This window comes from Simiduia litorea (genome assembly GCF_042853465.1).
Lineage (GTDB): Bacteria > Pseudomonadota > Gammaproteobacteria > Pseudomonadales > Cellvibrionaceae > Simiduia > Simiduia litorea.
In genome coordinates this window covers 3,112,191-3,137,794 of the sequence record NZ_AP031497.1, presented here as the reverse complement: position 1 = coordinate 3,137,794, position 25,604 = coordinate 3,112,191, and the positions used below count along the sequence as shown (strand labels likewise).

At 50.5% G+C, this 25,604-nt stretch carries 22 protein-coding genes; 16 read left to right on the top strand and 6 right to left on the bottom strand.

Going from position 1 to position 25,604, the window contains the following annotated elements:
- Positions 1-17 precede the first annotated feature (17 nt).
- Positions 18-1,043: a response regulator transcription factor gene (locus ACGHTT_RS13860; protein ID WP_390591376.1), complete on the bottom strand. Its 1,026-nt coding sequence runs from the start codon at positions 1,041-1,043 to the stop codon at positions 18-20.
- 30 nt (positions 1,044-1,073) lie between these two features.
- Between ACGHTT_RS13860 and ACGHTT_RS13855 the strand changes: the two genes are divergently transcribed.
- The 7 genes from ACGHTT_RS13855 (at position 1,074) to ACGHTT_RS13825 (ending at position 9,032) form a co-directional block, all read left to right on the top strand.
- Positions 1,074-2,672, top strand: a complete 1,599-nt coding sequence (locus tag ACGHTT_RS13855) for an FAD-dependent oxidoreductase (RefSeq protein ID WP_390591374.1) — start codon at positions 1,074-1,076, stop codon at positions 2,670-2,672.
- Between the two features lie 13 nt (positions 2,673-2,685).
- Complete coding sequence (locus tag ACGHTT_RS13850; RefSeq protein ID WP_390591373.1) at positions 2,686-4,416, top strand: thiamine pyrophosphate-binding protein; 1,731 nt, start codon at positions 2,686-2,688, stop codon at positions 4,414-4,416.
- Positions 4,417-4,609: 193 nt separating this feature from the next.
- A complete protein-coding gene (locus ACGHTT_RS13845) occupies positions 4,610-5,317 on the top strand; it encodes a hypothetical protein (protein WP_390591371.1) in 708 nt (235 codons plus the stop codon).
- A 94-nt stretch (positions 5,318-5,411) separates the two neighbouring features.
- Positions 5,412-6,491 carry a hypothetical protein gene (locus ACGHTT_RS13840; protein ID WP_390591370.1) on the top strand — a complete coding sequence of 360 codons (1,080 nt, stop codon included), beginning with the start codon at positions 5,412-5,414 and terminating at the stop codon, positions 6,489-6,491.
- Between the two features lie 19 nt (positions 6,492-6,510).
- Positions 6,511-7,290 carry a co-chaperone DjlA gene (gene djlA / locus ACGHTT_RS13835; protein ID WP_390591369.1) on the top strand — a complete coding sequence of 260 codons (780 nt, stop codon included), beginning with the start codon at positions 6,511-6,513 and terminating at the stop codon, positions 7,288-7,290.
- Between the two features lie 188 nt (positions 7,291-7,478).
- Positions 7,479-8,309, top strand: coding sequence for a universal stress protein (locus tag ACGHTT_RS13830; RefSeq protein WP_390595057.1), 831 nt, complete (start codon positions 7,479-7,481; stop codon positions 8,307-8,309).
- A gap of 126 nt (positions 8,310-8,435) precedes the next feature.
- Positions 8,436-9,032 carry a DUF3313 family protein gene (locus ACGHTT_RS13825; protein WP_390591367.1) on the top strand — a complete coding sequence of 199 codons (597 nt, stop codon included), beginning with the start codon at positions 8,436-8,438 and terminating at the stop codon, positions 9,030-9,032.
- A 79-nt stretch (positions 9,033-9,111) separates the two neighbouring features.
- On the opposite strand, the gene speA is transcribed toward ACGHTT_RS13825, so the two are convergent.
- Positions 9,112-11,001 carry a biosynthetic arginine decarboxylase gene (gene speA / locus ACGHTT_RS13820; protein WP_390591366.1) on the bottom strand — a complete coding sequence of 630 codons (1,890 nt, stop codon included), beginning with the start codon at positions 10,999-11,001 and terminating at the stop codon, positions 9,112-9,114.
- 217 nt (positions 11,002-11,218) lie between these two features.
- Here speA and ACGHTT_RS13815 point away from each other — a divergent pair, with 217 nt between their 5' ends.
- Positions 11,219-11,572, top strand: coding sequence for a DUF6122 family protein (locus tag ACGHTT_RS13815; protein ID WP_390591365.1), 354 nt, complete (start codon positions 11,219-11,221; stop codon positions 11,570-11,572).
- On the opposite strand, the gene ACGHTT_RS13810 is transcribed toward ACGHTT_RS13815, so the two are convergent.
- Together ACGHTT_RS13810 and ACGHTT_RS13805 are read right to left on the bottom strand one after the other, a co-directional pair.
- Positions 11,547-11,750: a hypothetical protein gene (locus ACGHTT_RS13810; protein WP_390591364.1), complete on the bottom strand. Its 204-nt coding sequence runs from the start codon at positions 11,748-11,750 to the stop codon at positions 11,547-11,549. The two genes, ACGHTT_RS13815 and ACGHTT_RS13810, sit on opposite strands and share 26 nt — an antisense overlap.
- Positions 11,747-12,640, bottom strand: a complete 894-nt coding sequence (locus tag ACGHTT_RS13805) for a VOC family protein (RefSeq protein WP_390591362.1) — start codon at positions 12,638-12,640, stop codon at positions 11,747-11,749. The genes ACGHTT_RS13810 and ACGHTT_RS13805 overlap by 4 nt, the downstream gene beginning before the upstream one ends.
- A 132-nt stretch (positions 12,641-12,772) precedes the next feature.
- Here ACGHTT_RS13805 and ACGHTT_RS13800 point away from each other — a divergent pair, with 132 nt between their 5' ends.
- Positions 12,773-13,264, top strand: coding sequence for a peptidylprolyl isomerase (locus ACGHTT_RS13800; protein ID WP_390591360.1), 492 nt, complete (start codon positions 12,773-12,775; stop codon positions 13,262-13,264).
- Positions 13,265-13,324: 60 nt separating this feature from the next.
- Here ACGHTT_RS13800 and ACGHTT_RS13795 read toward each other — a convergent pair whose 3' ends face one another.
- Positions 13,325-14,017 (bottom strand): DUF5020 family protein, encoded by a 693-nt coding sequence (locus tag ACGHTT_RS13795; RefSeq protein ID WP_390591358.1) that lies wholly within the window; start codon positions 14,015-14,017, stop codon positions 13,325-13,327.
- A gap of 12 nt (positions 14,018-14,029) precedes the next feature.
- The gene (locus ACGHTT_RS13790) at positions 14,030-17,635 is read right to left on the bottom strand and encodes an EAL domain-containing protein (protein WP_390591357.1); all 3,606 of its coding nucleotides are present in this window, start codon (positions 17,633-17,635) and stop codon (positions 14,030-14,032) included.
- A gap of 239 nt (positions 17,636-17,874) precedes the next feature.
- Here ACGHTT_RS13790 and ACGHTT_RS13785 point away from each other — a divergent pair, with 239 nt between their 5' ends.
- From ACGHTT_RS13785 to hrpB, 7 genes are all read left to right on the top strand, one after another.
- Positions 17,875-19,080, top strand: coding sequence for a methyltransferase (locus ACGHTT_RS13785; RefSeq protein WP_390591356.1), 1,206 nt, complete (start codon positions 17,875-17,877; stop codon positions 19,078-19,080).
- Positions 19,080-19,622 carry a DUF6942 family protein gene (locus tag ACGHTT_RS13780; protein ID WP_390591353.1) on the top strand — a complete coding sequence of 181 codons (543 nt, stop codon included), beginning with the start codon at positions 19,080-19,082 and terminating at the stop codon, positions 19,620-19,622. Before ACGHTT_RS13785 ends, ACGHTT_RS13780 begins: the two co-directional genes overlap by 1 nt.
- On the top strand, positions 19,612-20,223 hold the full coding sequence (locus ACGHTT_RS13775; protein ID WP_390591352.1) for a YigZ family protein: 612 nt from the start codon (positions 19,612-19,614) through the stop codon (positions 20,221-20,223). The genes ACGHTT_RS13780 and ACGHTT_RS13775 overlap by 11 nt, the downstream gene beginning before the upstream one ends.
- A 47-nt stretch (positions 20,224-20,270) precedes the next feature.
- Positions 20,271-20,639 carry a hypothetical protein gene (locus ACGHTT_RS13770; protein ID WP_390591350.1) on the top strand — a complete coding sequence of 123 codons (369 nt, stop codon included), beginning with the start codon at positions 20,271-20,273 and terminating at the stop codon, positions 20,637-20,639.
- Entirely contained in the window at positions 20,639-21,142 is a 504-nt protein-coding gene (locus ACGHTT_RS13765; RefSeq protein WP_390591349.1) for an NUDIX hydrolase, read from the top strand. The genes ACGHTT_RS13770 and ACGHTT_RS13765 overlap by 1 nt, the downstream gene beginning before the upstream one ends.
- A 382-nt stretch (positions 21,143-21,524) precedes the next feature.
- Positions 21,525-22,934, top strand: a complete 1,410-nt coding sequence (locus tag ACGHTT_RS13760) for an alpha-amylase family protein (protein WP_390591348.1) — start codon at positions 21,525-21,527, stop codon at positions 22,932-22,934.
- 98 nt (positions 22,935-23,032) lie between these two features.
- Entirely contained in the window at positions 23,033-25,591 is a 2,559-nt protein-coding gene (gene hrpB, locus ACGHTT_RS13755) for an ATP-dependent helicase HrpB (RefSeq protein WP_390591347.1), read from the top strand.
- The last annotated feature ends 13 nt before the right edge of the window (positions 25,592-25,604 follow it).

Below are 25,604 nucleotides of genomic sequence, written 5' to 3'. Positions count from 1 at the left end.
CTGTTGGCGCCGTTTTTTTATGTCCGATCGGCGCACAGCTGCAATAATTCGTTGCGATGATTAATACCGAGTTTTCGGTAGATGCGGTATAAATGGTTGGACACTGTGGATGCCGATAGCTCCAGTTCTTTGGCAATTGTCTTGAAGGATTTACCCGAGCGAACGCCATCTACCACTTGCCATTCTCGATCGGTCAGTTGATCTAAGCGATGGGTGGGGCGAGCGCTAATGACCCACAACTCTCCCTCGCGTACCCGTTTGGTGGTTAGACCTTCAATTTTATCCTCCGACCTTAGCAATTGCTTGGGCAGCTGTTGCGATTGTGCGCGAGGGCAATAGTGTTGAATCAAGTCTAAAAAAGCATGATCCACTTGATAGTAAACTCCTTCCGAGTCGGTCAATGCGAAGCACTCGCCGGGTTGCGGTTGGAGTGATTGTAGGCGCAGATAAAAAGCGTGGCGTTCGCTTTCTAACAGGTGGAAAAGTAATCGTTGTTGTAATGCCTTTTCAGCGTCAGAGAACGGATGATCGCGATCGAACCGATACAGACTCAACAAGGAAAATGTTCCGCTGCGCTCGTGTAAGTGCAATGAGCTTAATATGCGCTCAATGGATCTCGGTTTAAAGCACCTTGTATAAAGTGGCGAGGTATAAAAAACGTCGTCGCTAACCAATTCAGCCATAGTCACGGCTTGACCAAAGCGCGAGTTCAAACCCGATAAATCTATGTTTTCACCCGCCTGCATTTTATCGACAAAAAAATAATGACCGATAGGGTTCATCTCTCTAGAGGTGAGCAGGTCATCGAGGATATTGGCATCCACATCGAGACAAGTTTTGGTGTGAAATTTTAGCGTTGAGTGGTGGCCCGTTGCCCAAATAGCTGCGTCAAAAGGCAACTCGGAGCGCACGGTTTCCAATGCCCAAGTACGAAATTTCGCGGCTGGAACATCGGCGGTGGCGCGGTAGATACGGGCTATTAACTTATCAATTACTGTCATTAGTGAAATTTTACTATCTCGGATAAGGTTAACTATAGACATAATCGGATCATTGTACGCGAGATCAAGATTATGCAATACCAAACTCAGGTGGTGGTCATTGGTGCTGGCATTGCCGGTTTAGTGACGGCGTTGGAATTGGCGCGCGCAGGTAAGCAAGTGCTTGTTGTAGATAGGGAAAGCGCCAAACGTGTTGGCGGTTTGGCGCGCACGGCCTTTGGTGGCATGGCGCTGGTAGGCACGCGCGAACAAAAGCGCATGGGGGTGCCAGATACTCCCGCTATTGCGTACGACGACTGGTGTGGTTTTGCGGAGTTTGAGCCTGATGAAGTATGGCCTAAGGCGTGGGCAAAAGCTTATACGGAAAATTGCCGGACTCAGGTTTACGATTGGTTACAAGCCCTAGGCATGTCCTTTATGCCTGCGGTTAATTGGGTTGAGCGCGGGCAATATGGTGTTGGCAACAGCTTGCCACGCTACCATGTTTTATGGGGAACCGGCTTAGGGTTGGTGCAGACCATTTTGGCAAAGTTGAGTGAATATTCTCAGTTTGTCAGTTTTCTTCAGGAGCACAGAGTAGATGCGCTTCATACCCGTGGTGGATCTGTTCATGCTTGCAGCGGCATCAACTTGCTCACCGATGATGCCTTTGAGATTGAAGCGGAAATAATTGTGGTGGCGAGCGGGGGAATAAATGGCAGCATTGAAAACGTTATTAAGCATTGGCCCGAAGCCAGGTCAACTGCCGCGCAAGAGAACTTATTAAGCGGCGCCCATCCTTTTGCCGATGGTCGGTTACATGAGCAGCTCGCCGCGCTTGGCGCTTGTATTACCCACCAAAGCGATATGTGGAATTATGCGGCGGGCGTGAGTCATCCAAAGCCAGAATTTGATGGCCATGGTTTAAGTCTAATTCCGTGCAAGTCTGCCTTGTGGCTTGATCATACCGGTCGACGAATTGGCCCCTCACCTTTAGTGACAGGGTTTGATACCCATGATCTGTGTAATCAAGTCAGTCGCTTTCCACAGACTTGGCAAGTTTTAAATTGGCACATAGCCGCACACGAATTGGCTGTGTCTGGCGCCGAGCATAATGGCGCCATTCGGGATCATAAGTGCGTGCGATTTTTGTGGCAGCTATTGCGTGGCAATCACGCGCTGGTGCAGAGAATGTTGGATGAGTGCCCCGATTTTATCGTGGCCGATAGTTTGGAAGGGTTGATTGAGAAAATGCGCGATCTAACGCCAAACCTTCCCGTTGATGGCGACGCTGTTAAGGCATCGGTAGCGGGTTTCGATCGGGCATTGTCTCGAGCGCCCAGGCTGCAGAACGACGAGCAAATTCGACGTGTTTTACATGCCCGCCAGTGGCGGCCAGATAGATTGCGCACGGTAAAGCCAGCACCTATCAGTTTACCTAAGCACGGCCCACTTATCGCTATTCGCTGTCGGTTGATTTCAAGAAAGAGTCTGGGTGGTATTCAGACCGATCTAAACAGCGCCGTACAAACAGTTACTCATGAATGTCTTTCAGGTGTCTATGCTGTTGGCGAGGCAGCTGGCTTTGGCGGCGGTGGCGCCAGCGGTAAGCGATCATTAGAAGGAACATTTTTGGCCGGGTGTATTTTAACGGCGCGCGCTGCGGCGGCGCATATCAATTCAATATTATAACAAGGCGAAAACAATGAAAAAAACAGGTGCATGGTTAGTTAGGTACGCGCTTGAACAGCTAAAAATTTCACATACCTTTGGTATTCCTGGTGTACACAACACCGAAATTTATGATCAGCTCGATCAGTCGGAAACGATCAACCCCATTCTGGTAACCCACGAAGGTTGCGGTGCTTTCATGGCTGACGCTATGAGTCGGACCTCAAACAGTGTGGGCACCTTGGTGATAGTGCCAGCAGCAGGTGCGACCCATGCGGCCAGCGGCATAGGCGAAGCGCATTTAGATGGTATTGCCATGCTGATTATTTGCGGCGGCGTAAGAACTAATTCCGATTTTGGTTATCAGCTACACGATATGCATCAGCACGAGATGTTAGCGCCCATCACCAAGGCGACTTACAAAATCACGGATCATGCACAAGTGGTTGATACGCTGTTCGATGCCTATAATACGGCGATTTCTGGCGAGCCTGGCCCAGTGTTTGTCGAGGTGCCGGTGAACATTCAAATGGATCTCGGCGAGATAAAACAGCTACCTGTTTATCAAGCGCCCAGCGTTAAACCCCGCGCCTCTGAAAGCGATATTTTAGCTGCCGCAAAATTATTAGCTCAAGCAAAAAAGCCCGGATTATTTTTAGGTTGGGGAGCAGTGGATTGCGCGCAAGCGAGTATCGCTATTGCTGAACAATTGAACGCGCCAGTGGCGACAACTTTGCAAGGCTTAAGTGCCTTCCCGGCGAGCCATCCACTGCATACGGGGATGAGCTTTGGCCCAGCGGCAGTACCCGCGGCGACCGAAGCCTTCAAAGATTGCGATTGTTTGCTTGCCGTTGGTACGCGCTTTGCGGAAATCGGCACGGGAAGCTTCGGCGTGACAGTGCCGAAAAATCTCATTCACTTGGATATCAATGCCAAGGTGTTTGATGTGAACTACCCTGCTGCAATCAGCCTTGAAGGCGATGCGAAGGTGCTGCTGCCACTGTTGGCGAAGGCCCTGGCGGCAGAAAGCGTGAAAGCTCGACAAGACGATGTGAAGGCGCTGATTGCACAACAAAAACAGGCCTATCGCGACGAGTGGTTTGCTCATAATGTGGCCGATCGGGTTAACCCAGCAAAATTCTTTGCCGCCTTGCGAGCGAAAATTGATGATGATGCCATTATTGTTGTCGATGATGGCAACCACACGTTTTTGAGCGCTGAGTTGATGCCAATTTATCGCGCGCGGGGGTTTATTTCGCCCACCGATTTTAACTGTATGGGTTACGCGGTGCCCGCGGTGATTGGCACTAAACTAGCCAATCCCAATACCCAAGTCGTGGGCATTATTGGCGATGGCGCCTTTCTTATGACAGCAATGGAATTATTCACTGCCAGCGCGCAGAACATTGGCGCTGTTTTTACCGTGTTTAATGACGGTGAGCTCAGCCAAATTTCTCAAGCTCAGCAAGTGCCGTACAACCGAAAGACCTGTACCGTGCTCGGGGATGTGCGTTTGCAAGGTATTGCAGATGCAACAGGCGTTCACTATTTGCGCCTAGAGAGCAATGCATCTATCGAGAGTGCGCTGGACGAAGCCTTAAGCTTGGCAGCTAAGGGGGTGTCGGTTTTGTTAGATGTGAAGGTGGATTACTCCAAAAAAACCCGATTTACCCAAGGCATAGTCGCAACAAATTTGCAGCGCATGCCTTTTCCAACCAAAGTGCGGATGATTACACGGGCACTTTGGCGAAGGATAACGGGTTAGTATAGGGTTAGATTTTGGTACCGGCGTCTCTGCCTGACGCTAGGGTCTTTTCTTGTGCACAGAACCTCCCTACAATTTACCCTTGAATTGATACTTATCGCGCTGAATTCACCCGCTCCACTGGCAACAGTGTCGCTGTGTGTGCAACCTCCCGGACGATATTGCCTTCAGCAGCTACTTTCGAGGCACAACAATGCAAGTGTGGGACCTATCGCCCGGTTATCTGAATGACGAAGAGTTATTGGCGCAGCGCCAGTGGGTTATTTCGTTGTTGGCCAACCGGGGTAAGCAGGACGGCGAAGGTGCCGCGCAGGCGCGCCACTGGTCTCATTGCCTGAATGCCTTGCGTTGCGTCGAAGCGTGGATCAACGCTGAGTGTGCTCTCCGAGATTTGGCTGTGCCCATGGACGCACAGAGCACGCAATTAGCACCCTTGAATCTCGTTTGGCCCAAGCAGATGGCGCCGGGCGTGCAGTTGAGCGAGCTCGCAATGTTGGCCGGCAGAGTCTCTGGCCGCATTCCCTTACCGCAAACGACTAAGGGACTTTGGACTCACCATAAGTACTCGGTAGCCGCACGGTCTATGGACGCCTACCGAGCTATCAGTGTAAAAGTCGCGACGGGTAAGGGAAGAGATCATTTTGATTGGGTGGCTGCGGAGGTTATGGGGCAGCTTCGCATTCGGCCTAGTCGAGATAGCTTACGCGACGCATTGATGCAGATGTGGGGCTATGTGGCCGCCGCAGGCGCTGTGCAATCGCGCTTGTTTGAAGACTTGCCGGCACTTTTTGCGGAGATTCAGAAGCGCACCTCGGTGCAGGCAAATCACTATTTACTCACATCCACGGCCTTATCTGAATTAAGTGTTTGGCTAGAGAGCCCTGGTGGCGCCGAGTTCTAGTTTTTACCGGTCGGCTATTCAGTCTTCTATTTGCACCTGTGGTGCTCCAAAGGTAACCTTACGCCCGTTTGAAATATTGGGTAATTAAGGCTTCATGGTAAATCTGATTCCTTCATTTGAGCTATTGGCTGGGCCGACAGCCTATCAACATATCTTGAAAAATGGCTTAGAGCCGCACCAGGTCTCAACGGTGTTTGGTGCCTCCGGGGCGGCTAAATGGTTAACAATTTATGGCTTAGACAGGGCGATATTTGAGTCTTGGCTGCCTAAAGCTAACAAGCCAATCCACCTACTCGGCACCTCTATTGGCGCTTGGAAGCTTGCGGCAGCGGGTCAATCTAACCCCGGCTGGGCACTTAATGAGTTGGCTGATGGGTATATTGCACAGAGTTACGAAGACGGTATTACAAAAGAGATCGTGCATCGCGAGCTTATCGCTATTCTCGATCGCTACCTCCAGCAACCGCAAGTTGACGACTTACTAACGCAAAATCGTTTTCATTATCACTGTGGTGTGGCACGTTGCCACGGCGCACTTTCGAGCGATACCGGTTGGCCTCTAGTGCGGGGTATGGCCTCGGCCTTTGCGCGGAATTTAGTGGGGCGCTCGGGGCTGAATGGTCAGTTCGAGCGGGTTATCTTTTCCGATGCTCGGGCTCAAGCCGATGTGCGCTCACTCGACGGGATTGCCACAGAAACGCAAACGCTCAGTCGTGCAAACTTGCGCGATGCGGTGATTGCCTCTGGGTCTATTCCCTATGTAATGGCGGCAAAAACGGCGATTGTCGATGCCCCAAGCGGTGTTTATCGCGATGGTGGTTTGATCGATTATCACCCAGTGCCCAGCAATTTTTGGGCGGAGCCGGGTTTGATTCTCTACCCACACTTTTACCGCTGGCTGTTGCCCGGCTGGTATGACAAGTATCTACCGTCGCGACGCGCTAAGGCGCAAGCGCTGGATAATGTCGTTATGGTGGTGCCTACGGAAGCTTATGTGGCGCAACTCGCTGCGGGGCAAATTCCAGATCGCAAAGATTTTCAACGCTTTAAAGGCAATGATGCAGAGCGACAACGACGCTGGCGTTTGGCTAAGGATAAAAGTGAGTCCTTGGGCGCTGAGTTTTTAAAGATTGCGCAATCTGGTGATTGGACTCAAGTATTACGGCCGCTTTAGGCCCTTTAGGACGGAAAACATGATTGGAAAAATAATAGGCGGCATCATCGGTGTCCTTACCCTCAATGTGCCAGGGCTGATTTTGGGGATCATTGTCGGCCATTTTTTTGATAAAGGCTTGCGCCAAGTCGGTATGGGTTTAAGCCCCGAGCAAAAGCGCGAGTTGGAACATCGCTTTATCAATACCTTGTTTCCCTTACTCGGGCATATGGCGAAAGCCGACGGCCGAATTTCACAAGCGGAAATTGATCACACTGAAAATTTGATGTCCAAATATGGCATGACGGAGGAGCATCGCACGCAAGCCATAAATTTATTTAAAGTCGGTACAGAATCTATTTTTACCCCGGCTTCGGTAGTAAAAGATTTTTACAGTGCCACGCAGACCTTTCCCGACTTGCGTCGCGTGTTGCTGACGTACCTGATTGGCATAGCCATGGCCGATGGCGAATTGCATGCGAAAGAAGCCGAAGCGCTGCGCGAGATAGCGGCGGGCTTAGGCTTTGCAGGCGCTGCCTTTGATCAGTTATTGGCCATGTTGCGTGCCCAAGACCAGTTTCGGGGGCATGCCGCGCCACCGAGTGGCAGCGAGCTCAGCACTGCCTATGCCGCCTTGGGGGTGGATAAAACCGCGACCGATGCGGAAGTGAAAAAAGCCTACCGCAAATTAATGAGTGAAAATCACCCCGATAAGCTGATGGGGCAGGGCGTGCCAGACGATATGGTCAAAATGGCTACCGAGCGAGCACAAGAAGTACAGCGCGCCTATGATTTGGTGCGTAAATCACGTAAAAACTGATTTGGCGCAAGGTCAGCGCGGCACTTGAAATGCTAACCTAGTGCCTACAAATTAGCTAAGACAGGGGTGGGCTGTGGTAAGGTATTGGCTACTCTAGGCTGGGACCTGTCGGCTAGGAGCGCAGGTTGGAAAATTCGCAATTATAAACATAAGGAAGCCTTAGGGCTTATGGCAATAGAGGTTTGATGATGCAAGCTGAAAAGAAAGTATTCGTGGTCGTAGACCCCAACAATGACCGTCATATCGCACTAGAGCGTGCGCTGATCACGTCGAAATTCCGTTCCCCAAGCCCTAAGTTAATTGTCTTCGTGGCCGTTGATAGTGAGGCGGTAGATACGCGTGCCACCAACGATCATTTATTTCGCGATGAATATTGGTTCCGCGATCAAATCCGCAAGCCCGTAGAAGAGGCTGGCCTCGAATGTGAAATCCAAGTTTGCTGGTCGAGTGATTGGCAGGGTTCGATTATTCAAGAATCTAAGCGCAGTGGTGCAGAAATGATTTATCTGCCTGTGCATGCCAAAAATAGCCGCCGTTTTACCTTCGCGGAATCTAAGTGGCAAGTACTCAAACAAGCTAAGTGCCCTGTCGTATTGATTCGACCCGGTGCGCACGATAAGCGCAAGGTTGTGTTGGCAGCGGTTAACTTCCAAGCCGATAAAGACAAGCAGAAAGCGTTGAACCGCGAAATTGTGCAGCGCGCTAAGTATATTGCTGGTAACTACGACGCCGAGTTGCATTTCGTTAACGGTTACTTAGACTCGATGCTATATCCCGATCGCGGAGCCTTGGCAAATGAGACGGGGCTGCCGGCCGATCGTATCCATGTGAAGCAAGGTTATACCGCTGAGGTCGTCGCGGCTGTGGCCAGCGCCATTGACGCCGATTTGGTGATTATGGGAACACTGAACCAGTTGGGTTCAACCGGTACTTTACTGCGCGGTAATACGGCAGAACGGGTTATCGGCGGTTTAGATATCGACGTGATGGTGTGTAACGAATTCACGACCACTAAATAACGTTATCTGTTAGATCGAAAAAGCCAAAGTGCAATGTACTTTGGCTTTTTTTTGCCTGTTAGATCGATTAATACCCAACTTCGACTAAACTCGGTGGTTCAAAGGATCGAATAAATAGGAGCAGGTATGTTACATATTCATCGAACAATAAAGATTGTCTGTGCGATAGGTTTGACTCTGGCGGCGCAATTGAGTTTTGCCCAAAAACCCATGGATGTGCAGTATGTTCGCCCTGGGGTGGATTTTTCAGCCTACACACAGGTGGTTTTACATCCATTAGATTTATCTAAGGCAAAAGTGGTGCCACCGGCGTGGGCTGAAGACAAAAGCCCTAAGGTGTGGAATTTAGAAGGGCGTGATGTCGCTGCGGTGCAAGCGTTGTATCACGACGCCATTAAAACTGAGGTGGAAAAGGATGCACGCTTTAAGGTTGTGCCTTTTACCGGCCCTGGCATTTTGGAAGTTGAAGTCAAAATCACCTCGCTCACGCCTTTTGCTGCTAAAGATGAAAAAGTAATGACCCGTGGTAGCGGTGAAATTACCGTGCAAGTGGAAATGATTGACGGCGCCACTGGTGATTTATTGGCCATCATTGCGGGCGATCAGCAGGTGGGAGAAAAGTTTCAGCAGGCGTCCATTGATACGGATCGGGCGAACGTTGCCGGTTTATTTAAAGTGTGGGGCGAGCGCTTATTGGCGCAGCTACAAGCGTCGCAAAGGTAAGCTGGATAAGGTTATTTGTAACAATAAAAAGGAGAGCGTTGCTCTCCTTTTTTCATGCCGGTTTTGTTCCAGTAGCGCTTTACTCTTCTAAGTAAGAATACCCGGTCATACCTGCCTCTAACTCTGCTAAATACCCTTCTTGGGTGGCCTTAGGCAAATCGCTGGCGGCGAGTTTGTCGCGGTAGGTTTTGATCAGGTGATCTACGTCGAAATCCACACACGAAAGCATATCGGCCACGGTGTCACCCATCAACGGATTCAAGATCTCATAGCTGCCATCGGCATTAAACTCCACGTGTAGCGAGTGAGTGTCGCCAAATAGGTTGTGCAGATCACCTAAAATTTCTTGATAGGCACCTACCATAAACATACCCAGATAGAGAGGTTTATCCTCGTCGACAATCGGCATAGGCATAGTGGGTTCAATGCCTTCGCCTTCAACGTATTTATCTATTTTACCGTCTGAGTCGCAGGTAATATCTTGCAGTATGGCGCGGCGCTCTGGCTTTCTATCTAAATAGTGCAGCGGTAGTACGGGAAATATTTGGCCTATCGCCCAAGCGTCGGGCAGCGATTGGAACAGCGAAAAATTGCAGAATACTTTGTCGGCTAATTTTTCGTTTAGTTCATCTAAAATTTCGGCGTGCACGCCTGGGTTGTTTTGCAGAATATCCCGCACTTTAACGCAACTTGCAGCATAGAGCTCACTGGCTCTGGCCCACTCCTGTAAATTCAGTGCGCCATGCACATACAAGCTGTGTGCTTCGCCAATAGCGTAAACCGCATCGTGATAGATTTCTAATGCCGTGCGTCGTGAAATATTGTTAAAACCGTGCCAGAGGTCTTGTAAAATAACCGGCTCATTTTCACCCACGGGTGCGGGTAATTTATAGCCCACGGTTTCTTCCACACCAATGACGTCGGTGATTAACACGGCGTGGTGTGCGGTCATGGCACGACCGGATTCAGAAATAATATTCGGGTGCTCAATATCCATTTCAGTGCAGATGTCATAAAGCGCGTTGACAACTTTATTGGCGTATTCCTGCATTGAGTAGTTGGTTGAGCAGCTTGATTGCGAGCTGGTGGTGCCCTCGTAGTCCACGCCTAAACCGCCGCCCACATCGACCCACTTAATTGCCGCACCTAAATTGTGCAGCTCGGCAAAATAGCGGGCGGCTTCTCGCAGCGCGTGTTGGATGTCGCGAATATTGGCGAGCTGCGAACCCAAGTGATAGTGCACGAGTTGTAATGCGCTCAACTTATTTTGTGCGCGCAGGGTTTCTACCATGCTGAGAATTTGGGTGGGTGAAAGACCGAATTTGGATTTTTCGCCACCGCTACTTTGCCATTTGCCTTTGCCTTGAGAGGCGAGGCGCACGCGCACGCCAACCCGTGGGGCTACCCCCATTTTTTCGGCTTCTTCGAGCACCAATGTCATTTCAGACATCTTTTCCACCACGATATACACTTGGTGGCCTAGGTGTTCGGCGATGAGCGCGGTGCGAATATATTCGCGATCTTTGTAGCCGTTGCACACAATCACGGAATTGGGTTTAGCCAAACCGATCACGGCCATTAATTCGGGTTTAGAACCAGCTTCCAAACCGAAGCGCTCTTGGCCACCATGGAGTAAAAGCTGTTCGACTACATCGTGCTGCTGGTTGACCTTGATTGGGTAAACTGCGCGGTATTGGCCGGTATAGCCAAGATTATCCCGAGCTTTGCTAAAGGCGCCACAGAGTCGGTCGACACGGTCGTGCAAAATGTCGTTGAAGCGAACCAGTAGGGGCGCCGTCATACCCATGGCGCGAGCTTTATTGACCAGCTCCATGAGGCTAACTTGGTGCGTCGGTTGATCTGGGTCGGGTTTGGCAATGAGTTCACCGGCCGTATTTACGTCAAAGTAGCCATCACTCCAATGGGTGATGTTATATAGTTCCCGTGAATCATCGATAGACCAGTTCATGTTGATGTGGATGCCCTCGTTTTAGCTGGGTTGGGTGGGTCAGTGTGTTGGCCGGCGACAGCTAACGCAAATTGGCGAATTCTATGGCAAGGCGCGTACAACACAAGGGTTGATACGTTAATAGGTAGAGTTTAACGCAACTCTGCAATCTTTTTTATGTTGAGCCTGTACAAGTAGCAGTACTGTTGGGTAATTGGCAGGTGATAAAGGGCATTTTGTGACCATCGTTGGCTTTATACATTTGGTTTTGCATCTATTGGTGCCGTTTGTGCTCGCACGTCTAGTGTGCGGTAAGGCTTGGCGCACGCCGTTTTATGTCATGCTGTTGACGATGTTGGTGGATATAGACCACCTGCTGGCAACGCCTTTGTACGACCCAGAACGCTGCAGTATTAATTACCACCCGCTGCACCGTTGGCCGCTATGGTTTATATATGGCTTGCTAGCGGCACTGCCTAAGACTCGTTGGCTAGGTGTTGGCTTAATGGTGCATATGGTGTTGGACGCCAGTGACTGCGTCCGCCAGCGCGGGCTCGATGCGTTTATTAGCGGATTCGACCCGATATGGTGACGCTGCTACCCATATGTGGGCTGCCGTAGCCACGGCCATAGTTGGGCCCATAGTAAGAACCCCAGCTGCTCCCGACAGACATGCTGCCATACACGGCGACGTTGTCGCAGCCGCTAAGGCTTAGGCTGGCGCTAGCAATGCCGACGAGAAAAACCGCTTTTTTGATGCTTAGTTTCATTTGTTCGCGCCTTTGTTAGGGTTAGCCTGCCAAGTCTGTACGATAAAACCGGCGCCACTGGGATCGAGTATCACGGCCAATTCGCCGCCGATGGGGTTGCGTTGTGGCGCGACAGCGATAGCGCCGCCAAGGGCTTGCGCCTTTGTCACCGTCGCTTGGACATCATCTACCTGAATGTAGGTAACCCATGTTGGCGCTAAACCCTCAATCGGGGATTGAGTGACCGAAAATGCTGGTTGCTCGGTCACGCTGAAATAGGTGAACTGAGCGTCTTTCAATTTGCTTGTTTGCGCTTGGGCGTTGAAAAGCGTTGCGTAAAACTGGCCGTCGCCATCGGTGTTCCAGAGCTCTTGCCAGAGAAAGTAGCCCGCCTTTGTAGGGGTTTTAGCTGGGTCTCCCTTGGTCGTTTGCAATAGGGCAAAGACAGCACCTTGAGTATCTCTAACCACCGCAAGTTTACCTCTGTCGCCCACGGATTGAGGTCCGCCTTCGATAGTGCCGCCTAATGATGTGAGCTGATGGATGCTGGCATTGAGGTCGGCGCTGGAGAATACCGTTATCCACTGGCTTAACTCGTGGCCCTTTTGTAGATCCTTGGTGTCCACGGCGCCGCCGATGATTTGGTTCTCAAAGGAGATCAATTGGTAGGGGCTGGCGCCAAAGGCGTTGGGTACTTCGGTGAACTCCCAGCCAAACAGGCCGCTATAAAACTGTTTGGTTGCGCTCATGTCGTGGGTGAGTAGGTCGTGCCATACCACCTGTCCGGGGTGCTGTTGCTGACTATTGGCGATGGCCGGCAGGTTAATGGCTATTTGGCTACAGGCGCTAAGGTAAAGGCTGCAGATGGCTAGGCATGTGAGTGCGAAGGGGGTTAAGCGATATTTGAGCATATAAATCCCTGTGATAAAGCGTCCAACTGTTTGAGCCCAAGCCTAGCAAAGCCCAGGGGTAAAGTCGCCATTGCCAACACCGACCGAGCTGGCCATACTTGCGTTTTTTTCATTATCGACCAAGGCTAAGCCATGAAAATCAGTAACGACAGCGTAGTGAGCTTTCACTACGACCTTAGAGAGGGTGATCTGGCCCTGGAGAGCTCGCGGGAAGGCGAGCCAGTTTTATACTTACACGGCCACGATAATCTGTTGCCGGCCATGGAAAAAGGCATGGATGGCTTAGAAGCTGGTGCCAAGGTTAGCTTGACCCTCGCCCCTGAAGAGGCCTATGGCGCAAAGCGGGAAGGCGCAACGCAGCGCATTCCTATCAAGCATTTGGTGGATCACGCCAAGCTGAAAAATAAGCTGCGGGTCGGTATGACCGTTGCCATTAATACTGAGCATGGCGCGCAAGATGCGGTGGTATTGAAAGTGGGTAAATTCAATGTCGACGTTGATGCCAATCACCCTTTTGCGGGTAAAACCCTAACCTTCGACATTGAAGTGCTTGAGGTTCGCGCAGCGACGGCAGACGAATTAGCGCATGGGCATGCCCACGGCGTTGGTGGCCACCATCATTGATGGTCCGCGGTTAAAATGTATCGATAAAAAAAGCCAACTGACGAGTTGGCTTTTTTTGCATTAAAAATGCATTTTTAGCAGCAGGCTAGCCGTGTTTTGTGCGCTGTCGATGTTGTCTGTATCGATGCCGTATTTTTTATCCCAATAATCGTATTCCAATCCGATGTACCAGCGCATCGATGTATTCAGTTGCTTTTGCATATCCCATTTCAATTGTGGGTTGAAATGTAGGTTTTGCGCCGTTTCCTGAGAGCTGAACACCCAGTCAATGTAACCATCAAAAATCAGTGCGCCGTTAATCAATGGCATCGCCCAAGACAGGGTCGTTTGCCAGCTACTGCCGTCTTTATTGGGCGAGTCGCGGTAGTAGATATTTACTTTGCTAAAGGTAAAGTTAGGTAGTTTCAGGTTCGTGCCCAACCCTGCAAGGTAGGCTTCTGTATCATTTTTTCCGCGCTCCCAAGTAAACGCCGCATACAAGGGCAAAGCGCTGTCGATTAATTTAAATCGAGGTGAGAGTTCGCCATACCAGCTATTGGTAGCGCCACGCTCGTGGTATTTCTTAAGCTCGACAAAGGCAAATAAATCGCCTCTGTCCCAGCCAGTGGCGTATTCTACGGTGGCTGTTGATTGCAAGGCGGGCTCGACGACGTAGTTGTCGCCATACAGAAAGCTAACACTGAGGTCGCCGGCTCGTGCGGTGCTTGATAAGAGGATAATAAGTGTTGTAGTGGCACTGCTAGTTAGATTCAATGTCTACGAGTCCTAAGTCGTTAAATTGGTTGCCATCAATGCCAGCAACTGAGCTTCACTCATCGGTTTAGCTAGTAGGAAGCCCTGGCCATATTGACAGCCTCTTGCTCGTAAGAACTCGAGCTGTTCTTGCGTTTCAATACCTTCTGCAACTACATCGATACCTAATTTTTCTCCCATGCTCAGGATAGTTTCAATAAGTGTTTCTTGGGTTGCGTTGCGGCCAATAGACATCACAAAAGAGCGATCAATTTTTAATTTGTTAACGTTAAATCTCGAGAGATAACTCAGTGATGAATAGCCTGTGCCAAAATCATCGAGTGAGATGGATAGACCTTCTTGTTGTAGTTCTGCTAGTTGTGCTTCGGCATTGATACGATCATCAACCAGCAGTCGTTCGGTAATTTCAACGGTGATCTGCGACTTTTTTTCATGGGATAATACGAGATTTCGCCACAGGGCAAAGCCGTTTTCTGTCTCGTGAAACAACCTGGGTGAAATGTTGACGGATACCCCAATATTTTTCGCTTTCGTTAATAGGCTTAAGCTTTTTTTCAGTACCAGTAGGTCTAGCCGACTAATGAGGCCTGAGCTTTCGGCGACCGGAATAAACTCTGCGGGGGAGATTTTCTGCCCATCGGCTCTGGTCCATCGAGCTAAGGCTTCACAGTCTGCGATGCTTTCATCGGATAATCTAAAAATAGGTTGGTAAGCAACGGAAATTTCATCCTGGTCGATAGCGCGAACCAGCTCATTGTATATCCAGTGTTGGCGCTCCGATTGCTCTTGCATAGCGAGGGTAAAAAAGCTTGCGTTGTTTTTACCGTTTTGCTTGCTGGCGTACATAGCTTGGTCAGCGTGACTTAGGAGGATGTCGGTATTTGTTGCGTCGTCGGGAAAGATAGAGATACCAATACTAACACTAGAAAATATTTGATGACCCAAGAGCATGAAGGATTGGCTCATTGATCGAATAATCTGTTCTGCCACTTTAAAGGCATTCTTGTAGTCATCTATATTGGTGAGTAAAACCGTAAACTCATCGCCGCCCAAGCGCGCAACGAGATCAGAATCGCGGGTGCAAGCTTTTAGGCGGCTGGCAATGGCGCGTAAAAATTCATCTCCGGTTGAGTGGCCGAGACTATCGTTAATGGCCTTGAAATTATCGACATCGATAAATAAGAGAGCTATTTTCGAATTTTCCCGTTTTGCTTTGCTCAGTTCAATGGCGGTTTGTTCGGTAAAAAACCATCGGTTCGGTAGCTGAGTAACGCGATCCATAGTAGCTTGTTCGCGGATTGTTATTTCGTTATTTTTTTGCCGAGTAATATCTTGAATTGCGCCTACTATTTCTGATTCGGTGAGCGAGCTGAAAATTATTTTAATCCACTGCGATTCACTGTTATCTCGGATGACTTCGATTTCAGTCTGTTGCCGTTCGCCAGATTCTTGGCACTTTCGAATAATGAATAATAGTTTTAATGCGGCTACTCGGCTTAAAGCGTGGGTTAAATCATCAGTGGCAAAGGGCGCTTCACGCGGTGGAATGCGAAGTATATAGAATGCTTGTGGGTTGATTTGGGTAATCAGCTTTCCGTTGACAATGCGCAAGCCAGCAACTTGGGCAATATCGCCAATCTCTGTGAGTAAGCCTTGGTTTTGCTGCAATTGAATTTCTGATTTTTTGCGCTTTATTTCTTGTTGATGCAGCATTCGAATAATAACGGCGAAGAGAAAGAAGGCAAGTAGTGCTGTGGTACGAGTGGCTGCTAGTGTGGCGTAGGTAAGCCCCTCGTTAACGGGTGGTACAGACGCCAGTATCCAACTGTCGCCACCGATGCTGATAGGTACCGTTAAGGCTCTTTCATCCTCAAATAGCGCTGGGTTGCCGTAGAAAATATCGCCAATGCTGCCCTTGCCGTCTTTGCCGCGCAGGGCAATGTTGGTATTTGGTGTGGGGTTCTCTGGGGTTATAAAGCCTTGTGGATCGAGCCCTGCGCGAATCATTAATTTCTCAGCGTCAATAGGCGCTGCCACCAGGCCCCAAAATTTTTCATCACCTGTGCCTGACGTCGTAAAAACCGGTGCCCTCGCGACGAAGCCTAGCCCGCCCTGAATTAAATTGAGTGGGCCTGCTAGCACTAATTCGCCGCGATCCCGCACCGCAAGGGCTGCATCTCGTTGATTGACATTGGTGTTGTAGTTGAGACCTAAGACTGATTTATTGGACTCAAGGGGATATACCAGTTTTACGATAAGATCCGGTGCAGCAGCGAGATTTCTGATGGTTGGGTCGCGTCGCATGATAGCGGCTGAAAATTTGGCAAATTGTTGTTGGGTAATATCCGGTGTCCCACTGATGTGCACCGCTATGCCATAAACCCCTGTTAATATATTGTTGAGCGTTCCCTCCAATTGCGCGCGAAGCTGCATGTTGGATTCTAATTGTGAAATGTAAAGCCGGTCGTTTAACTGAGTCGTTAGCCAGCGCTCTACCGCTAATGCCGTAATTAAGATAGTGATGCCAAGGACGGCCAGTAGTGGCTGGTATAATCCTTTCGCAACCAATAGGAGTATGAGTAAAAAACACAGGCTGATAGCGGTAATGAACGGCAGTAGGCTCCTCGATATGTCGGGTGAGTAGTGTGGTTGCCAGATAGCTCTATGCATAATAAGAGGGTGGTTAATTGCGCCAACGGTGGCGAGACTATCGGCAATTTGCTGCCAACGTATGTTGTCGGAATAACCAATTGGGATTATGGGGTACTGTATGTATTTTGCTATCTCACTGGCGAAAAATTGGTTGTAGGCGGTAACGTTATTTAAGGTTAAGTAATTTCTTGGGTAACTTTTCAGAATGGTATTAATGACGTCGTTGGGTTTGTCGAGCGCGTGTTGCCAGCCCTGTTGGCTTGCCTGCACGAAATGTTTGACTAAATCTGGGTTATGATTTGCAAAACTCTTTCGAGTGAATAATATATCGCCATAGTAGCGTTTATGTATTTTTTTGAGCGCTAGCTGGTTAACTTTTACGTTGTCTGCTCTAGCTTCGTAGCGCAGGGACGGGCCATAGGTGAGCACGAAATCCACCTTTTGCGTGACCAAACTTTTAAGGCCTGTGTCGCTTTTTATAAAACGAATGCGGTCTTCATCGATATCCAATTGCTTGAGTGCGGCCTTTAGTTCAAAAATCAGGCTGCTGTTTTCTTGGTAGGCTACTTTCTTATCTAACAGGTCTTTCAGGTTTGTCAGCCGTTGTTGTTTTAAACTAAATAGGGTTGCGGCGCTCTGTTGAAATATTGGTGCGAGAATAAGAAGATCGGATTCGAATTTGGGGTGAACCAGCAGATCAATGCCTGCAATGCCGAATTCAGCGTTACCGCTGAGCACGCGATCTATTGTACTAATCCTGTGGCCGCCGACGGTAAAACCACTCTGAATAATCACATCTAGATCATTGGCGGCATAGAGCCCCCATTTTTTCGCCGCGTAATACCCGGCAAATTGAAATTCGTGATCCCAGTTGAGTTGTAATCTAACTTGGTATTCTGCGCCCGCAGCGATAGACCAAAACCCACTGAGGAAGAGAAGGAATAGGCGAAATAGGGGGTTCGTCAAAGCAGTAGATCCTAGATCTAAGGGATAAATAATCGGTTACGTATGATAGAAGCCTAGCACAGGCGTCATTTACTGCTGTTTTTCGGACCCTGAGTTTGTAGCTGGTGGCGATTAGCCTTCGGCTGATAGGCGCAGGTGCGAACCTCCGGCAGTGGCTGATAGTTGTGGAGGGGCATGAAAATTATGAGAATCCTGTCGATCTGGCTAAAATACGCCTTTGCTCGGAAAAGATACCTCTTGTGCTAGTTGAACATTTCCTCCTCCTCGATAGGCTGCTGGCCGAGCATCGTCAATATTGGCAGATACGGGCTTTTGCTACCTTTGACCGACCCTGGCCCCATGGTTTGCAGGCGTGCGTTAATCGTCTGAGCGTTGAGCAGATCTGGCAGCTGGACGGTGCCGAAGACCAGTTGGCGGATTTGGTTGAGCCTTGGTTGCCTGTGGCTAAGGTGCTGAATGGCCTGTGCGCGCAATATCAGCGGCCGAGGGCTAGTGAGGTGTTAGTGGATGAGCGCTTGGGGGTAGGTGTGCCCGGGCGGAAATGGTGTCAAATTAAGGCGTTTGCCGAAGCTATGCCTAAGCCAATGGGCTCTGTGTTGGAATGGTGTGCGGGCAAGGGACACTTAGGCCGTATTGCGGCAGCGACCCATGGTTGCGAGGTGCACAGCCTCGAGTGGGATAGGCGCTTATGCCAAGAGGGTGAAGAGCTGGCCGCTAAGCATCGAGACAAGCATAGCGTGCATCAGCGCTTTATCTGTGCCGACGCCCTGCTAGATGGTAGCAAAGTACATATTCCTCGGGGTGGCATGAGCATCGCGCTCCATGCCTGCGGTGACTTACACACCCAGTTATTGAAAAATTGGATTGCGCGTCTTGGTGGCCAGTTGATGTTGGCGCCCTGTTGTTACCATTTGACTAAAGACCTGAATTACCAGCCCCTAAGTCACGCTGCTAAAGCTAGCGCCATATCCTTGAGTAAAGCCGATTTGAGCTTACCGCTGCAATCTACGGTGACTGGCGGTAAACGCGCGCAGCGGTTGAGAGATGTGGAGGCCAGTTGGCGCCTTAGCTTTGATCTGTTGCAGCGACAGATCCGAGGCGTGGATGAATACTTGCCGTTACCCACGCTAAAAAAGGCCATGTTGGCCGCACCTTTCGGTGAATTTCTCGCTTGGGCCTCGGCAAAAAAAGCGCTGCCGTTGCCCAAGAATCTGAACCTTAATGCATGCTTACAGCGTGGCCAGGAGCGTTTGCTTGACGTGAGGCGCACGGAGTTGGTGGCGAAGCTTTTTCGGCGAGCCCTGGAATTGTGGTTGGTATTAGACCGCGCGCTTTATCTCGAGGAGCAGGGCGCAGAGGTTGAGGTATTTACCTTTTGCGACTATCAGCTCACCCCGCGTAATTTTATGATCAGGGCTAACAACCCTCAAACTCAGGGCTTGTGATGTTGAACCCCGCGTCGAAGGAGAGTGTGTGTGGCTTGGGGAGTTCGGTGCCCAAGCTCGCCATCTATATTGCTAACCGCCCGCCGATTGCGCCCTATAACAATCGCCAAGGCTGTTTTCCCGTCGTCACCGGTGAACTTGCCCACATTGGATTTAACACCAGCAATCATTGGCGTAAGGTGTTTAATGTCTTTGCAAAGTTTTGGTTCTCGTTGTGTCAATCGGATAAGCGCTTTTCCGCACGCGGTGCAAGCTCATGGCAGGCCTATCGAGATCAGTATTTATTGCAGGCAGGTTGCGATCAGGCGCTGGTGTTCTCTACACCCAATTTTTCCGATCCGGGCATCCATATCATTGCTGGAAAAACTTGGGCGCAAACCTTGTCGGTGGATCATCTCACTTGGCTCGACGCTCACTTTGCGGTAGATCCAGCGCGGCGCATTATTGTCTGCCCCTATTTGGACTATCGCCAGTTGAGTAACGCGCGCATCGATCGGCTGGTCGCGCTGGTGCAAACGCTCGGTGTGCAACATGTCAACTGAGTACAGGGTGCCGGCGCATGCCGTTGAAATTACCTACGAAGTGAAAAAAAGTCGCTTTATCGCGCAGGCGCACTTTGCCGATTCTCGGGAACAGGCGCTCGCGCTATTATCACAGGCGAAGCTCGCCTACCCAGATGCGCGGCATCACTGTTGGGCCTATTATATCGGCGACCCACAAGCCCCTAGTCTGGTTGCGTTCTCAGACGATGGCGAGCCATCGGGCACGGCGGGAAAACCCATATTACATGTGCTGCAACACAAAAATATTGGCGATCTCATGCTAATTGTTATCCGCTATTTTGGTGGCATTAAACTCGGTGCAGGCGGATTGGTGCGCGCTTATGGGCAGGCGGCGCAACTGGCTATTGATGGGTTGGAGACCAAGGCTATCTTAGCGCTTGCTGATTACACCGTTGAGGGTGATTTTAAGTTTGAACAGTCGTTGCGACATTGGCTCGAAAACCATGCTGGTACTGTGCAAGCGGTGCGATACAGTGAGTGCGCAACACTTGATGTAGGGGTGCCAGTGCAAGGTGAGCAGGCGTTTGTTGATTTTATTGCAGCCCATGGCGCTAAGTTAGCCTCTAACGTAAAGCCGTAGCGGGTTGTATCTCTGCCGCGTTAGATTTATTAGAAAAGGACCTTGTTATGATTACTTACTTATATTGGATTGCTGTATTACTCCTCGCTTTTGGCTCTTTTTATTGGCTGGCCAAGCGCACTTATTGGCGCGCGGCCACCTTGTCTGCGGCAAGTTTTCTTTTAATTGGCTGGGCCAGCTATGTATTTCATTTTGAACAGGTATTCGTCAAGCGTTTTGGCGGCGTCATGTCAATAACGATTCCGAGTGGTCAGCTGCATATTGCCACTACTTGGAAAGACGACAATCTGTGGGTGGAAAATTATGACCCAAAAACCAACACCTGTTATTTCTATGAATATTCAAAAGGCAATGTTTTAGAGGGCAAGGTGGTGATTAAAAACTGCAACCCCTTGGCTGGCGCGGCATTAAAATAATGCCTATCAGGCTGTTCGGTTGCAAAGCTGCGCTGGCAGGGTTTCTCAGTTTTTGTCTGCTGCTATCGGCGGGCGCGCTGGCTGAAGTTTGTCCTGTTTTCGAGGCGCCAATGGCATCGGCCAATGCCGGCTGTTTGATGGTAGAGCAGGGTCAGGTGTTGATGCTGAAACAGTGGAACGCTAAATGGGCGCTACCGGGCGGCACAGCAGCGATGGGCGAGGCGGCGCAATGTACGGCCATGCGCGAAACCAAGGAAGAGACGGGGTTAAAAGTCGATGTGGGTGAGTTAATTCACATCTACGACAACGGTTTTCATTTGTTCAAGTGTGAGCGCCAAGTTGGTCAACCCAAGCTTAATAAAAACAGACCCTTTACCTTCGAGGTTATAGAGGTGTCTTGGATGGACGTAGAGCAATTCGATGATTTGAATTGGCGCTTTAGCGATCAGCGTCTAGTCATTGAAACATGGTTGACCGCCGAGCCTCGTGTGCCGCCCAAATGAAGGGAATAACCCTATAGATTTGATACACACCGCCCCATTATTCTCTGATTACCCCATTTACTTTTCGTCTGCGCTCGAGCCTTTGTGTTTTTTGTCGGCTCGGTTGAACGATCTGTTTGACCATTCAGTCACCTGAACTTTCGTGCAAAGTGGTGGCTGCCCGCGCTGTGTTCTATGTCATAGTTTCGACTTTTCCCCTTCGGTGTGTTTTTCTCCTCCGCTCCCGATCTGCATTAACATCTTGATTCCTATAGTGTTCAGCACCTGATGAAAATACGATGCCGAGGGCTGCATTGAATACGTATGCAAAGCCGTTGTTGTTTTCAATATTTTCTCTTTAACTGCTGTGGTGATATTTCACGCACCTAACTAGGAGAGAATAATGAATAAGAGTCTGGTTAATCAACTGCCCCGAATTGCGCAATTATGTAGCGCATTATTGTTTTTCTGTTTGGCCGGCCCTGTGAAAGCCGATGTGATACTGCACGCCTTCAATTGGACCTATACCGATGTAAAAAATAAAGCCACGGAAATTTCTAACCTCGGTTATAAAGCCGTATTGGTCGCACCGCCGCTGAAGTCGTCGAAGACCGGTTGCCAGTGGTGGCAGCGCTACCAGCCTCAGGATTGGCGCGTGATCGATCACTGCCTAGGTAATAAAGAGTCTTTTGTCGCCATGATCAATGCCCTAAACGCCAAGGGCGTGGTGGTGTATGCAGATATCGTACTCAACCACATGGCTAACGAGCGCAACGGCGCCACCGACTTTCCGGGCAGCGCAGCGCTAAATGACTATGCCAATAATCGAACCTATTGGAACAAACAGACATTATTTGGCAATTTAGATAATGGCCTGCTGAGCGGTTGGGATTTTCACGAGGCCAAGTGTATTAACGATTACAACAATGTGTGGCAGGTGCAGAACTGGCGCTTATGCGGTGCTTATCCCGATAAAGGTTTGCCCGACCTGGATCCCAACAACTATGTGGTCGAGACGCAGAGATCTTACTTGCAAGGGTTAAAAAATTTAGGGGTGAAAGGTTTCCGCGTCGACGCGGCAAAACACATGACCAACTGGCATATCAATCAAATATTTACTGCCACTATTAAGCAGGGAATGCATGTCTTTGGCGAGGTGATCACCGGCGGCGGCACCAATACCAGTGACTATCAAAATTATTTAGGCCCCTACCTCAACGGCACCGATCACGATGCCTATGATTTTCCCCTGTTGAATGCCATGCGCAATGCCTTGCAGCCAAGTGGTTCCATGGCGACGTTGGATAACCCCTACAGCAATGGCAATGCCTTGGCTGGCGATCGCGCTGTGACCATGCCGATCACCCATGATATTCCCACCAATGATGGTTTTCGTTATTTGATTATGAACACCACAGACGAACACTTGGCCTATGCCTATGTGTTGGGTCGCAAGGACGGTGCGCCCATGGTGTTTAGCGATAAAACCGGCACCGACAACAACCGTTGGGTGGACGACTATAAACAGTCGGACATCAAAGCCATGGTGAAATTTCACAACCGAGTTAAAGGTCAGGGCCAAGAGAGTGTGTGGGCCGATAATTGCGTGGTAGCCTTTCGCCGAGGCAAAGAAGGTGTTGTGGGCATCAATAAGTGCGGCGAAGAGCGCTGGATCAAACTCAACACCAATGAAAAGTACTACTGGTACCGCAACTATGTCGACAGCCTGAGCGGCGATACCTTCTCGATCGATGCCAGTGTGAAATGGATTCGCATTCCCGCGCGCAGCGCAAGGCTCTGGGCGGCGAGCTAATTTTCTTTGAGAGATACAGTGTAAGCTGTTCATGAAAAGGGTGCTTTGGCACCCTTTTCAGTTTCCGGTAAACTGGCATTTTTAGCGCGAAGCTCAAGATGCACGTTTTACCCATTAACACTGTGCTACCCGACTTACTTGCCGCCTTACGCACCGGTGACGACTGCATTTTGGAGGCCCCCCCGGGTGCCGGTAAAACCACCTATGTTCCCCTCGCACTCTTGACCGAGGATTGGCTCAAGGGGCAAAAAATTCTCGTGCTGGAACCGCGCCGTTTAGCGGCTCGTGCCGCGGCTAGCCGCATGGCAAGTCTGTTGAATGAAGCCGTGGGCGAGCGGGTAGGGTTTCGCGTACGCATGGAATCTAACGTCAGTAGTCGCACGCGGATTGAGGTAGTTACCGAAGGTATTCTCACGCGCATGTTGCAGGATGACCCAAGCCTTGAGGGTTATGGCATTCTACTGTTTGATGAATTTCACGAGCGCAGTTTGGATGGCGACTTAGGCTTGTCGCTCGCCTTGATGGCACGGGATCTCTATGGTGATCTTCGTCAACAGCCGATGAAAATACTCGTCATGTCGGCGACGCTCGACGGTCAAGATATTAGCCGCCTGCTCGACCATGCCCCCATTATTCGCAGCGAGGGGCGAAGCTTTCCTATTCAAATCCACTACGGTGACGCTTGGCAATTTGATCAAGATCTGGTGGCGCGCACTGTGTCTACGGTGTTGCTCGCGTTGCAAAATCACGGGTCAAGCCTGCTGGTATTTCTACCTGGGCAAAGCGAGATTCGCCGCGTCGCCGAGGCCCTAGCGAGTCGTTTGGATAGCGCCGCCTCGGCGTTTGATAAGGTTATCTTGGCGCCCCTATTTGGCGATTTAAGTCTTGAGCAGCAGCGCAAAGCCATAGAGCCCTGCGCGCCGGGTTTCCGTAAAATTGTGCTGGCTACTAACATTGCGGAAACCAGTTTGACGATTGAGGGCGTCGATGTGGTGATAGATAGCGGCTTGTATCGCCAGGCCGCGTTTAATCCCAATACGGGTTTGACGCAGCTCGTTACCAAACGTATCTCCAAGGCTTCGAGTACGCAGCGCGCAGGTCGCGCCGGGCGTTTAGCGCCGGGTGTTTGCTATCGGCTTTGGAGCGAGACGCAACAGCAAGAGTTGGCCGCATTTACGCCGCCGGAAATAGAGCAATCGGATTTGTCGCCTCTGGCGTTGCAATTGTTTCGCTGGGGCGTGGCAAGTCCAACGGAAATGCGTTGGTTGACACCGCCACCGGCTGGCGCTTGGCAGCAGGGCGTGGATTTATTGTTGCGCTTACAAGCGGTTGCGCTTGATGAGCGCGGCGTGTCGCAGATAACCGATCAAGGTCGGCTGATGAGCGACGTGCCAGCCCATCCGCGTTTGGCGCATATGCTGGTGTGCGCGCAAGGTCTCGGTGAGGTAGCGCAAGCGGCCTTGATAGCCGCGCTGTTAAGTGAGCGCGACATCAACGCTGGCGGCGCCGATATTCAACTGCGCCTCGATTGGCTCAACGGCGAGCGCCAAGGGCCGAGCGGTGCGGCGAAACGCCTGCGGCAACTCGCCAGCCAGTTTGAACGCGCATTGGGGCGAAGTGCCGAGCGGCGATTGGTTGACGCGAGTGGAACTGACTTTTCTTTAACGCCAGACCAGCGCGCAGGTTTGCTGCTAGCGTTTGCTTTTCCCGATCGCATCGCCCAGCGACGCTCTGCCCAAGGCCACCACTATCGCCTGAGTAATGGCAGAAGTGCCGTGTTAGCTGAAACCGATAGCCTGCGCAATCAGCCTTGGTTAGTGGTGGCGGAAACCGGAGGCCACACAGGCGAGCGTATTTTTTTAGCGGCGTCCTTAGCGCCAAGTTTATTTGACGGGCCGTTAAAAGCCTTGGTTAGTGTCGAGCAATCCTTGGGCTGGGACAATAACGCCGAGCGTTTTTTGGCGCAGCAACGCCGTTGCATTGGCGCACTCACCCTAGCCAGCCAACAGTTGCCTCCGTTGAAGGGCAAAGAAAAGCAGCTGGCGTTGCTGCAGTTGGTGCGCGAGCGAGGCTTAGGTCTATTCGAATGGAGTCCCGCGGCGCGGCAATTGCGTGCTCGGGTGCTGTTGGTGCGTGAACATACACAACCTTCGCTCGCTGGCGAGGTGCAGCCTTGGCCCGACTTTTCAGATGACGGCTTGTTGAGCAGCCTGCATGATTGGTTAGCACCTTACCTTGATAATATTAATAAGTTGCAAGATTTTAAGTCACTCGATATTCATGATCTGTTGGCCAATCAACTCGATTGGCATCAGCAACAAGCGTTGAACCAACTAGCGCCAACCCATTGGCTGGTGCCGTCTGGCAACGCCGTGGCTATTGATTACGATCACACGCCACCAGTGCTGGCGGTTAAGTTGCAGGAAATGTTTGGCTGCGAGCAAACACCGGCCTTGGTGAATGGGCGGGTCACGTTACTGTTACATTTGTTGTCGCCAGCCCGTCGACCAATACAGATCACACAAGATATCGCCGGTTTCTGGCGCGGTAGTTACCAAGCTGTTAAAAAAGATATGAAGGGGCGCTATTCGAAACACCCGTGGCCGGATGATCCATTGCAAGCGCTGGCAACAGCGAAAGTAAAAAATAAAATGTAGCCAACAGCTGTGA